The following is an 11,949-nucleotide window of genomic DNA, read 5'->3' as shown; positions in this document are numbered from 1 at the left end:
TATACCACAGGGCCGAGGCCAGCGTTCGCATCTGCGCGCGAGACCGCGCTGGGCCGGAATCTCCCGCATTTTCCGTGATGGTCCCGTCCGATCAGCGCCCCGACCGCGAGCCGTCTCCCGGCCCCCGCTCCCGCGCGCCGGACCTGCTCCTCATCAGCGACCTTCACCTCGGATCCCACCTCAAGCCGCGGATGCGCGGCGAGTACGTCCACCTCGCCGTCGACATCGACCGCGGCCTGCCCCGCTTCCTCGACCACTACGCCCGCGGCCCCGGGCGCTGGCAGCTCGTCATCAACGGCGACTTCATCGACTTCTGGAACATCGAGGTCGGCCAGGAGAAGCGCCTCGTCGGCGAGGCCCTCGCGGTCCACCGCCTCCACGCCGTGCTCGACGCCTACCCGGGCGTCGAGGACGCGCTGGTCCGCTTCCTCGCGGCCGGCCACCACATCGTGTTCGTGGTCGGCAACCACGACGCCGAGTTCCTCTACCCCGGCGTCCGCCGCGCCCTCACCGAGCGCCTCTACGCCGGCCTGGGCGAGGCCTCGCTCACGATCACGCGCACCGGCAGTCCGCGCCTCGATCAGGTCGCACGGGTGCGGTTCGTGCCGTGGTTCCTGTGCGAGGCCGGCGGCGTTTGGATCGAGCACGGACACGTGTTCGACGCCGCCTGTCACACGGGACAGATGCTGGCCCCGACGCGCGGCGGCCGCCTGGTCCAGTCCCTCGCCGAGGTGGCGACGCGCAGCTTCACCAACGCCATGCCGGAGATCGACTACGACGCGGCCGACAAGTTCATCACCCCGTGGGACTACGTCCGCTGGGCCTGGGCCCGCGGCCTGCGCTTCATCCTCTACGCGATCACCCTGTACTTCCGCATGGCCTTCCGCCTGCTGGTGCTGTGGGCCCGCACCGGCCGGGTCGACCGCGCGGGCCAGGCGATGCACGCCGCGCGCCTCGAGCGGATCGCCGCCACCGCCGGCCTGCAGATGAGCACCCTGACCGCGCTGCAGTCGATGGCCCCGCCCCCCGCCTCGGCCACCGTCGCCGGTGTCCTCCGGATCACCGCCCTCGACGCGATCCTCAGCGTCCTCGCCTGCCTCGGGATCGGCGTCGGCCTCGCCGCCGCCCTCGGGGCCCCCACCCTCGCCGGCCTCGCCGCCGGCGCCCTGCTCGGCTGGCTGTCGATCCGCCGCCTCCGCAAGCGCCGCCGCCCCCGCGCCGTCGCCGACCACATGGCCCGCGTCGCCTGCGACGTCGGCCGCGCCACCGGCGTGCCCCTCGTCCTCATGGGCCACAGCCACTACGGCGTGATCGCCCGCAACGACGAGGTCGTCTACGCCAACAGCGGCTGCTTCCTCGACGGCTCGCACCTGGTGGTCCGCCGCGACCGCACCACCGGTCGCCTCGCCGAGGTCGAGCTCCGCGCCTGGCGCAACGACGCGGTCGCCGTCCTCGACGCCGCCACGCTGCCCCCGGCCCCGGCCGCGCGCCTCAGCGGCGAGGTCGTCGCCGAGCGTTCGCTCTCGGACATGTCCGTCCCTACAGGTACTTGAGAGCATGTCCTGCACGACATGCCCCGGAGCTCTGGGCCGCACCCGCCGCTTCGAGACGCCGACACGCAGGCCGCGCGCGAGACGCCGTTGCTGGCCCTGAGGACAGCCGCGCGGAGCCAGCCCGAGGAGCCCGAGGCGCCGCTCCGGGCATTCCATGAAGCGTTCTGCGCGCCGCGGCGCGTCGCGCGGTCGGCCCTGCTCAGTACGCGACCGCCGCGCCGCCGTCGCGGGCGACGTCGGCGACCGCGCGGTAGCCCTGCGTCTTCGGATCGACCTCGATCGAGTTGGCGTGGCCGATCGACGGCCACTCGGCCATCGTGTGGCCCTTGGCCTTGAGCCCCTCGACGGTGGCGGGGTCGAGCGTCGGCTCGGTGACGATCCGGTCCGGCATCCACTGGTGATGGACCCGCGGCGCCTTGACCGCCTGGTCGATGGTCGCCCCGTAATCGATGAGCGCGCGCACGATCTGGGTCACCGTCGTCGAGATCGTCGAGCCGCCGGGCGTGCCGACCACCGCGCGCAGCTTGCCGTCCTTGACCAGGATCGTCGGGCTCATGCTCGACAGCATGCGCTTGCCCGGCTCGACCTTGTTCTGCTCGCCCTGCACCAGCCCGAACGTGTTGGGCGAGCCCGGCTTGACCGAGAAGTCGTCCATCTCGTTGTTGAGCAGCACCCCCGTGCCCGGCACGACCACCTTGGCGCCGAAGCCGGTGTTGAGGGTGTAGGTGTTGGCGACCGCGTTGCCGAGCACGTCGACCACCGAGTAGTGGGTCGTCTGCGTCGAGGTCTTGGTGCCGATCCCCGCCGCGATCCTCGACGACGGGGTCGCCTTGTTCAAATCGATGTCCGCCAGCCGCGCCTGCAGGTAGGTCGGGTCGGTCAGCTGCTGCAGCGGGATCTTCACGAACGCCGGGTCGCCGAGCAGGAAGTTGCGGTCGGCGTAGGTGCGCCGCGCCGACTCGACGTACAGGTGCAGCTCGTCGACGCTGAGCCACGGCTTCTCGTAGATCTTCAAGATCTCGCGCGCCGCCAGCAGCTGCCGCAGCACCACCCCGCCGCCCGACGGCGGCGGCATCGTGATCACCTCGTGGTCGCGGTACTTGAAGGTGATCGGCTCGCGGGCGATCGCACGGTACGACTTGAGATCCTCCGCGGTCCAGATCCCACCCAGCGCCTTGACCTCGCGGGCCAGCGTGTCGGCCAGCGGCCCCTCGTAGAACGCCCGCGGTCCCTGGTCCGCGATCGTCTCGAGCGTCCGCGCCAGGTCGGGCTGCTTCCACACGTCGCCGGTCACGAACGGCTCGCCCGTCGGCCGGCGGTAGATCGCCGCCGCCTCCTTGAAGCCGAGCTTCAGCATTCGCTCGCTGCCGGTGGTGAGATCCTCGGCGTGGAAGCTGTCGAGTTCGTGCCCCTCGCGCGCCAGCGCCACCGCCGGCAGCACGAGATCTCGCCACGGCAGCGTGCCGAATTGTTCGTGGGCCAGCGCCAGCCCCGCGACCGTCCCCGGGATCCCCGCCGCCTTGGGACCCTCGACGCTCTCGCGCGTCGGGTTGCCCTTGGCGTCGAGGAACATGGTCGGCGTGGCTGCCGCCGGCGCCACCTCGCGGTAGTCGATCGCCGCGGTGCGCCCGTCGGCCATGCGGATGACCATGAACCCGCCGCCGCCGAGGTTGCCGGCGCTCGGGTGGGTCACCGCCAGGGCCAGGCCGACCGCGACCGCCGCGTCGACCGCGTTGCCGCCCTTCTTCAGGATCGCCACGCCGACCTCGCTGGCGTGGCGCTCGGCCGAGGTCACCGCGCCGTGGATGCCGACCGCCGTGGCGGGATCGCTCGGGTCCTTGGCGGGGAGCGATCTCCCGCTCGCCGGGCCCTGGGCGGGCGATTCTTGCGCATCTACCGCAGTCGACGGGCCGGGGGCCGGGGTCGCCGCAGGGGCGGCGGGCCTGCACGCCAGCGCCCCCACGACGAGCCAGAACGTCAGAGCCAGGGGTGCGGACGATTTTGGAGGCGCGAGCATGGCCGGAACCTTACATGGCCTCCCCCGGACTGTCGCGCCATTCGCACGCTCGGGTCGGCACGAATTCGTGCTTGACACCCGCCGGGCCTTGTCGCATCCTCCCCCCCACCTCGGACGCGCTCAGGGGGCGGCCCAAACCGCTCGGTTCGAGCCACCCAACACCCCCCTCGGCGCCTTGCCCTTCTTCGGGGATCGTCTAATGGTAGGACTGCGGATTCTGGTTCCGCCTATCGGGGTTCGAATCCCTGTCCCCGAACTACCACGTCCGAGAGTTTCTGGCCCTGTAGTCTAGCGGTTAGGACGTTGGCCTCTCACGCCGAAAGCTCGGGTTCAAGTCCCGACAGGGTCACTCACTCGAAAGCCCTCAGCACCCGCTGAGGGCTTTCCTCTTTTGGTCTCACGCACTTCCGCGGCCCAAAAAACGACGCCGCAGCGACTGCTCGCTGCGGCGTGATGGGCCACACGTTGAGGTCGGAGGACCAGCGGGCCGGCGGGTGACCCACCCGGGCACCGGCGAAGGTGCTCGGGGGCGCGCGGGTCGACGCGTCGGCCGTACTCCTTGGAACCCGCTTCGCGGCGATTTTCCGGGCGGCACGAACGGCGACGCGGGCGCGAAAAATTCGTCGGCCCGGACCACCTTGCTATCCTGCGGGCGTGGATCCCGTCGCCTACCGCATCACGTTTCCGCAGCCGGGGGCGCACCTCATCCACGTCCGCCTGGAACTGTTTGCGACCGGGGAGATCTGCCAGCTCTGGATGCCGGCCTGGAGCCCGGGCTCGTACGTGATCCGCGAGTACGCGCGCAACATCCGCACGATCGCCGCCCACGTCGCCGACAGCCCGCGAGAGATCCGCAAGCTCGCCAAGGACCGGTTCGAGCTCGCCACCCGCCCGGGTGAGCGGCTGGTCGTCGACTACACCGTTTACGCCCACGACCTCAGCGTCCGCACCGCCCACCACGACGCCAGCCACGCCTACCTTCATCCGCCGCAGCTGTTCCTGGTCCCCGAAGGCCACGCCGGCCCGTTCCGCGTCGCCGTCGAGCTGCTGCCCGGCTGGTCGGGGGTAAGCCTGGCCGCCGACCCCGCCCGCCAGGAGCGTCGCAGCCCGGGTCACTTCGAGGTCGATCTCCCCGACCTCGACGCCCTCTTCGACACCCCGATCGAGGCCGGCCAGCTCTCGGTCACCAACCTCCCGACGCCGTGCGAGCACGTGCGCCTGGCCGTCTGGGGCGAGCCCTTCCCCGACTTCGTCCTCCCGCGCCTCGCCCGCGTCGTCGACCAGGTCGAGCGCTTTTGGCCCGCGCGCCCCTACGACCACTACACCTTCCTCGTGCACGCCGCCGTCGGCGCTCGCGGCGGCCTCGAACACCTCGCCGGCAGCGTCCTCGGCGTCGAACCGGAGTCGTGGGCGCCGGCTGCGCGGCGCGTCCAGGCCGGCAACCTCGACCGCGACGACGACAGCGAGGGCGGCGTCTACGATCTGCTCGAGCTCGCCAGCCACGAGCTGTTCCACGCGTGGAACGTCAAGCGCTTGCGGCCCCGCGCCCTCGGTCCGTTCGACTACGGCCGCGAGAACTACACCCGCGAGCTGTGGATCGCCGAGGGCTTCACCAGCTACTACGACGGCCTTTTGGTCCTGCGCAGCGGCGAGATCAGCGTCAAGGCCCACCTGCAGCGGCTGGCCGAATCGATCGGCCGCCTGCGCGACACCCCCGGCCGCCTCGTCCAGTCGCTCGAGGAGTCCAGCTTCGACGCGTGGGTCAAGCTGTACCGTCCGCAGGACGACAGCCCCAACGCCTCGGTCAGCTACTACCTCAAGGGCAGCCTCGTCGCGCTGCTCCTCGACCTCTGGCTCCGCGAGCTGCGCCCGCGCGGCAGCGGCCTCGACGGCGTCCTCGCCGAGCTCTGGCGGCGCGGCCCGGGCAGCCGGGACACGCGCGGACCGGCCACTGAAAATACGTATTCCTGTCCAGGATTTACGGTCGAAGATCTCGAACAGGTATTAGGGGACCACAGCGGTCTCGGCGAGGTCCCGGGCGCCGTCCGCGCGCTCTGGTCGAAGCCCATCGACCTGGACTTCGCCCCGCTCGCGCAGCTCGGTCTTCGCCTGTCCGAAAAGCCAGTTCAGCCCGGCCTGATCGACCTCGGATTCACCGTCCAGGATCGAGCCGGCAGCGCCTGGGTCGAATTCGTGCGCACCGACTCCCCCGCCGAGCGCGCCGGCCTCGCCTCCGGCGACGAGCTGCTGGCCGCGCGCCGCATCGACGGCAACTGGCTGCGCCTGCGTTCAGCCCGCGCCGCCCGCGTGTGGGACCACCTGCAGCCCGGCGCGCCGGCCGAGCTCCTGATCAGTCGGCGCGAACGCGTGTTGACGCTCCCGATCGCCTTCGCCGCTGCGCGCGGCGCCCCGCAGATCGAGCGCATCGACGACGCCGACCCGGCCGCCCGCGCTCGCTTCGAAGCCTGGTCCGGCCGGCGCTGGAGCGATCCGTGATCGAACCCGCGCTCGAGCAGCTCACGGCCGAAGACGTCGGCCAGCCGTCGGGGACAGCGTTGCCCTTCCGGTTCATCCCGGCCGAGCACCTCACCCCGCTCGTCATCAGCCTGCCGCACGTCGGCCTCGCCTGGCCCGCCGACGCCTCGCGGGCGCGGCCCGCCGTGGAGTTCGCCCGCAACGCCGATTACGAGGTCCACCTGCTCTACAGCCGCGCCACGGCGCTCGGCGCTGCCGTCGTGCGCGCCGAGTACAGCCGGCTCCTCGTCGATCTCAACCGCGCGCCCGACGACGTGAGCCCCGAGATCGTCCCGGACCATCCCGCGCCGCGCCCCGATCGCCGCGGCTGGTGCGGCCCGCAGGCCAAGAACCGCGGCGTCGTGTGGGGCAACGCCGTCGGCAACATCCCCATCCTCGACCGCCCGCTGTCGTACGCCGAGTTCGCGCAGCGACTCAGCCGCTACTACCTGCCCTACCACCGCGCGCTCGCGGTGTTGCTCGCGCGCCGGCGGGCCCGCTTCGGCCACGCCATCCTGCTCGACGCCCACAGCATGCCGAGCAGCGTCCCCGGCGACCTGATCCTCGGCACTTACGAGGGCGGCGCGTGCAGTCCGGGGCTGCAGCAGCGGGCGCTCGCGGCGCTCCGCGCGTCTGCGGACGGTCGGCCCGCGCTCTCCGTGCGCCTGAACGACCCCTACCGCGGCGGCGAACTCGTGCGCTCGTTCGGCAGACCGGAGGCCGGACAGCACGCGTTGCAGCTCGAGGTGAATCGCGCGCTCTACATGGACGAGGCGAGATCCGCGGTGTGGCCGGAGCTCGCCGCGTTCGCGTCGACCTCCGGAGCCGCGCCCATCCGGTCCAGCCGCCCGCGTTTGGCAGCGTTGATCGACCGTGTGGAATCCCTCGTCCGCGCATTGGCGAGCGCGCAGACCGGCCTTGGCCTCACCAGCGAAAGCGCCGCGCGATGAACATCTTCGCCGATGCACTTCTGCAAACCCTTGTATCGCTCCTGCCCGAGAGGCTAACATCGACCAACCGCTCTCGGCTCCGTTGAAGGAGAGGCACCGTGGCTGCACCCAAGAAGACCACATCCGGCAACGCCGATGCGTTTGACGACCTGCTCGGTCAGCTCGTCGACGAGCTTGCAATGACTCCGACCATGGTGCCGGAGCCCGAGCCTCCGCCACCGCCTCCCCCGCCGGAGCCGCCCCCGCAGCCCGAGACCTTCGCTGCGCCTGTGCAGGAGGCCCCGCCGCCGCAGAAGCCGATCCTCGCGATGGCGCTCGGTGGCGGCGTCGCCGTCGCCGGCATCGCGGTCGCTCTGGCGATGATCTTCAAGCCCGATCCGCCGCCGCCGCCCGCACCTGCGCCCGCGCCCGCGAAGGTCGAGACCAAGGAGCCCACGCCTCCGGTCCAGCCCCCGCCGGTGGCCGCGCCCAATCAGCCGGGCCAGCTCGGCGCCCCCGGCCAGCCGAACGTCCCGGGCCAGCCGCTCCCCGGCCAGCCGAACGTCCCGGGCCAGCCCGGCGTCACCACGCCCGGCCAGCCCGATCCCAACGCGCCCCCGCAGCCCGGCGTCACGCCCGGCCAGCCCGACCCCAACGCCGCCGCCACGCCCGACGCGAAGAAGACGGTCAAGAAGACCAAAAAGCCCAGCGGAGGCGGCGGTGGTGGAGGCGGCGGCGCCAAGAAGGCCGAGCCCAAGAAGAAGAGCGAAGTCGCCGATCCGTTCGGCTGAGCCACCCCAGAGAAACGACCCGCCCATGTCGATCCTGCGCGCCTCGCTGTCTGCCCTCCTCTGCACCACTCTCGCGCTGCCCACCTCCGTCGCCTGGGCCGGTCCGCCGCCCCGCCCCCGCCGGGCGGCAACGGCGTCCAACCCGAGGCGCCGCCCGACCCGAGCACTCTGTCCCAGGAGGAGCGCCTCACCTGGGCCAAGAAGCTGTTCGGCGAGGCCAAGGCGGCCCACGACCGCGAGGACTACTACAACTCGGTCATCCGGTTCGAGCAGGCCTACGCGTTCGCGCCCGACAAGCACATCTTCGCCTTCAACATCGGCCAGGACGCGTGGGAGCTGAAGGACTGCGCCCGCGTCAAGCAGTACCTCGAGCTGTTCCTCGTCAAGGAGCAGAACAACGCCGACCTGCGCAAGAAGGCGCAGGACCTGCTGCAGAAGTCCGAGAACAACCCCGAGTGTGTCACCGGCGGTCCCGCGGCGGCGACCACGCCGACGACGACCAACAACAACACCTCCTCGCGTCCGGCGACCGACGAGGAGGACCCGCTGCTGCAGAAGCGCAAGAGCGGCGGCAGCAGCAGCGCTGAAGAGGACGACGCGCCGAAGAAGCGCGGCGTGTCCGGTCTCTTCATCGGAGGCGTCGTCCTCGCCGTGCTCGGCGTCGGCGCCGTCGGCGGCGGCATCGGCACCCTCGTGGGCGCCAAGAACCGGGCCAGCGGCATCGAAGAGGCCGCCGCTCCGGGCAGCGTCATCACGACCTTCCCGCAGGGTCAGTACACCAGCGACGTCGACGACGACTTCAACTCGCTGAAGACCCTCAACCTCGTCACGCCGATCCTCATCGCGGCGGGCGGCGCGCTGCTGGTCGGCGGCATCGCCATGATCGCCGTCGATCGCACCAACAAGAAGAAGGGCAAGGGCTTCTACGCCGGCAAGAAGCGGCTCGAGGTCACCGGCCTCGGCGCGGCGCCCCTGCCGGGTGGCGGCGCGGCCGGCTCCTTCGCGCTGCGCTTCTAGTCGGCGCGGCTAGACTTCACGCATGGCCGTGAGCGACGAGCGGGCCCTGCTGCGGGCCCGTCTGGACCGAGAGATCGGGACTCTGGGCGTGGGGCGACCTTCCGAGGTCGCCTTCGCCTATCCGAGTCCCTATCGCGCCGGCATGTCGAGCCTCGGCTACCAGACGCTCTACCGTCTGCTGCACGAGCTGCAGATCGGCGCGCACCGGGCCTTCTTGCCCGACGCGTGGGAGCCGATGGCGCTGCCCTGGCCGCAGCCGAAGCGGCCGATCCTCACCTACGAGGGCGAGCGCCCGCTGTCGTCGTACCGCGTCGTCGCCATCTCGGTCGCCTACGAGCTCGAGCTCGCCGGCCTCGTCCGCCTGCTCGAAGGGTCAGGTATTCCGGTGCTGGCCGCCGAGCGCCGCGAACACGACCCGATCCTCGTCTTCGGCGGTCCCCTCACCTTCTCCAACCCCAGCAGCCTGCTGCCCTTCGCCGATCTGCTGATCGCCGGCGAGGCCGAGGACGTGCTGCCCGACGCGATCGAGCGATTGCTCTCGCATCGTCGCCGCGAGCCGGCCATCGCCGCCGCTGCCGAGCTCCCGCACACCATCGTCGGCGAGCTCAGCCCCGGCCTGTGGCACGACTTGCCGGAGCCCGCGCGCGCTAGCAAGGAGCGCGTCCCGGCCTACTCGGCGATCCTCACCCCCGACACCGAGCTCGCCGACATGTTCCTCGTCGAGCCCGAGCGCGGCTGCTCGCGCCAGTGTGCCTTCTGCGTCATGCGGATCCAGCCGGGCGGCGGCATGCGCCTGGTCGAGATCGATCGCGTCCTCGACCTCGTGCCCGAGCAGGCGCGCAAGGTCGGCCTCGTCGGCGCCGCCGTCACCGACCACCCCGACCTCGAGCCGCTGGTCGCCAGCCTCGTCGAGTCCGGCCGCTCCGTCAGCATCTCCAGCCTGCGCGCCGATCGCCTCACTCCAACCTTCTTGCGCGACATGCAGCGCAGCGGTCACCGCACGATCACCGTCGCCTCCGACGGCATCAGCGAGCGCATGCGCCTCCTCCTCGATCGCAAGATCAAGGAAGAGCACCTCCTGCGCGCCGCCAAGCTCGTCCACGAGCACGGGTTCCACCGCCTCAAGGTCTACGAGATGATCGGCGCGCCCGGCGAGACCGACGCCGACGTCGACGAGCTCATCCGCTTCGCCCGCGAGCTGGCCGGCATCGGTCGCCTCGCGTTGACCTTCTCCACCTTCGTCGCCAAGCGGAACACCCCGCTCGACGGCCAGGCCTTCTTCGGCGTCAAGGCGGCCGAGGAGCGGCTGCGACGGATCCGCAGCGGACTCGGCGGCAAGGTCGAGATCCGGCCGCAGTCGCCGCGCTGGGCGCACATCGAGTACTTCCTGGCCCAGCGCGGTCCTGACGCCGGGCACGCCGCGATCCAGGCCGTGCGAGCCGGCGCGCGCTACGCCGACTGGATCCGTGCCTTCGAGACCACGCCGCCCGTCGACCGTCCGCTCAAGTTCGGCGACGAAGCCGCGTGGGCGCGGCGGCGCGGCAAGGCGGCGGAGCGGCGCAACAAGTTCCCGCTGCCTGTCCTTGGCGCCAGCTCCGGCTCCTGAGCCGGTGCGCCGGAATATCCGCCACCCCTCCGCGCGTGGACGACTTTGCGGACCGCGCGCGCGGCCGTGGTAGCGTCTCGCCGTGCAGCTCCTCGTCGCCTGGACCGTCCTCCGCACCTTCGCCGCGCTCGGCCGTCTCGAGCCCGTGGACGAGGCGCGCGAGGGCATCAAGGTCGACGCGGCGCCCGCCGCGATCGTCGAGACCCACTGGCCCGAGACCGGCATTCGCACGCGGCCGTGGTCGCCGAGCAAGCGGATCGCCACCATGGCCAAAGGGACACGTTTGCTCGTGCGCGGCCAGGTCGCCAGCCGCGACAACAACGGCTGCAAGGGCAAGCCGTGGTACGCCGTCTACCCGTTCGGCTACGTCTGCTCTGAGCACGTCAGGCCCGGGCGCGAGCAGCCGGCCGTCGGCCACGCCCTCGGCGAGCGCATGCGCGGCGATCGTCGCCTGCCCTTCGACTACGCCAAGGTCCGCGAAGAGGGCGCCCTCATGTACCGCGGCGTCGACGGCGTGCGCTCCGGCGTCGCCGCGCGCAGCCTCAGCGAGGGCATGAACCTCGCCGTCGCGCGCACGCTCGAGGTCGACGGCGCCGCCTACGTCGAGACCGTCGACGGCCAGCTCGTCAGCAAGTCCGCCGTCGGCTGGCTCGGCCAGGGCTCGGCGTGGCGCGGCGTCTTCATCGACAGCGCCGCCGCCATCGGCCCCGCCTTCGCCTGGTCCTCGCGCGACAAGGTGCCCGTGCTCGCCGAGCCCGACGTCAAGGCCGCCCAGGTCGGCGCCCTCGGCCTGCGCGAGCGCGTCGACCTGCTCGAAGAGACAGGCGAGGCCGACCCCGATCGCTGGTGGAAGATCGGCGAGGGCCGCTACGTCCAGGCCAAGAACCTCAACGAGGTCGTCTTCACCCCGATCCCCGAGGGCGCCCTGCGCGACAACCGGCTCGCCAGCGGCGACGATCAGTGGATCGACGTCGACCTCGGCGAGCAGGTCCTCGTCGCCTACCGCGGCGAGCGGCCCGTGTACGCCACCCTCGTCAGCTCGGGCAAGGGCTCGCCGACACCGAGGGGCAACTACCCGATCTGGGCCAAGGTCGCGAGCATGACCATGGCCAACCAGGACTACGAGGACAACCCGTACATGGTCGAACATGTCCCTTGGGTCATGCTCTTCCAGGGCCACAACGCGCTCCACGGCGCCTACTGGCACGACCAGTTCGGCAAGCGGCGCAGCCACGGCTGCGTCAACCTCGCCCCGCTCGACGCCCGCTGGTTGTTCGAGTGGGTCGCGCCCGCGCTGCCGGCCGGGTGGACCGGCTATCTGCCCGCCGATCTCGAGCGCAGCGTCGTCGTCCACGTCCGCGACTCCAGCCTCCCGCCCGATCAGGCCTTCGTTCAGGAGCGGCCGATCGGCCCGCCGGACCCCGAGGAGGAGAAGCGCAAGCAGGAGGAGGCCGACGAGCGCCGGGCCGAAGCTGCTGCCGCGGCGGCGGAGGCCGTCCCGGCCGCGGCCGCGGCCGGATAG

General features: G+C 71.7%; 8 protein-coding genes and 2 tRNA genes. 9 read left to right on the top strand and 1 reads right to left on the bottom strand.

The genetic code is table 11. The features are described from left to right. Positions 1 to 77: 77 nt before the first annotated feature. Positions 78 to 1,553 carry a metallophosphoesterase gene (locus tag NAEX_RS40155; protein WP_096332746.1) on the top strand — a complete coding sequence of 492 codons (1,476 nt, stop codon included), beginning with the start codon at positions 78 to 80 and terminating at the stop codon, positions 1,551 to 1,553. A gap of 199 nt (positions 1,554 to 1,752) precedes the next feature. Here NAEX_RS40155 and ggt read toward each other — a convergent pair whose 3' ends face one another. Next, the gene (gene ggt / locus NAEX_RS40150) at positions 1,753 to 3,348 is read right to left on the bottom strand and encodes a gamma-glutamyltransferase (protein WP_245913906.1); all 1,596 of its coding nucleotides are present in this window, start codon (positions 3,346 to 3,348) and stop codon (positions 1,753 to 1,755) included. A gap of 407 nt (positions 3,349 to 3,755) precedes the next feature. Between ggt and NAEX_RS40145 the strand changes: the two genes are divergently transcribed. The 8 genes from NAEX_RS40145 (at position 3,756) to NAEX_RS40105 (ending at position 11,949) form a co-directional block, all read left to right on the top strand. Continuing rightward, a tRNA-Gln gene (locus NAEX_RS40145) sits at positions 3,756 to 3,826 on the top strand. Between the two features lie 21 nt (positions 3,827 to 3,847). Next, positions 3,848 to 3,919 (top strand) — tRNA-Glu (locus NAEX_RS40140). A 305-nt stretch (positions 3,920 to 4,224) separates the two neighbouring features. Beyond that, complete coding sequence (locus NAEX_RS40135; protein WP_096332744.1) at positions 4,225 to 6,066, top strand: M61 family metallopeptidase; 1,842 nt, start codon at positions 4,225 to 4,227, stop codon at positions 6,064 to 6,066. Then, the gene (locus NAEX_RS51495) at positions 6,063 to 7,034 is read left to right on the top strand and encodes an N-formylglutamate amidohydrolase (RefSeq protein WP_170136415.1); all 972 of its coding nucleotides are present in this window, start codon (positions 6,063 to 6,065) and stop codon (positions 7,032 to 7,034) included. The genes NAEX_RS40135 and NAEX_RS51495 overlap by 4 nt, the downstream gene beginning before the upstream one ends. 98 nt (positions 7,035 to 7,132) lie before the next feature. Further along, positions 7,133 to 7,804, top strand: coding sequence for a hypothetical protein (locus NAEX_RS40125; protein WP_143140641.1), 672 nt, complete (start codon positions 7,133 to 7,135; stop codon positions 7,802 to 7,804). A 615-nt stretch (positions 7,805 to 8,419) separates the two neighbouring features. Continuing rightward, positions 8,420 to 8,821 carry a hypothetical protein gene (locus tag NAEX_RS40115; protein ID WP_096332740.1) on the top strand — a complete coding sequence of 134 codons (402 nt, stop codon included), beginning with the start codon at positions 8,420 to 8,422 and terminating at the stop codon, positions 8,819 to 8,821. 22 nt (positions 8,822 to 8,843) lie between these two features. Further along, positions 8,844 to 10,427, top strand: a complete 1,584-nt coding sequence (locus tag NAEX_RS40110; RefSeq protein ID WP_096332739.1) for a B12-binding domain-containing radical SAM protein — start codon at positions 8,844 to 8,846, stop codon at positions 10,425 to 10,427. 82 nt (positions 10,428 to 10,509) lie between these two features. Then, the gene (locus NAEX_RS40105) at positions 10,510 to 11,949 is read left to right on the top strand and encodes a L,D-transpeptidase (RefSeq protein ID WP_096332738.1); all 1,440 of its coding nucleotides are present in this window, start codon (positions 10,510 to 10,512) and stop codon (positions 11,947 to 11,949) included.

The organism is Nannocystis exedens (assembly GCF_002343915.1).
Taxonomy (GTDB): Bacteria; Myxococcota_A; Polyangia; order Nannocystales; family Nannocystaceae; genus Nannocystis; species Nannocystis exedens.
This window is presented reverse-complemented; position numbering and strand designations above follow the sequence as displayed.

What these genes read in the sequence shown, in the direction of transcription:
- NAEX_RS40155 (WP_096332746.1), top strand. Translation starts at nt 78, where the DNA reads ATGGTCCCGTCCGATCAGCGCCCCGACCGCGAGCCGTCTCCCGGCCCC.
- NAEX_RS40110 (WP_096332739.1), top strand. Translation starts at nt 8,844, where the DNA reads ATGGCCGTGAGCGACGAGCGGGCCCTGCTGCGGGCCCGTCTGGACCGA.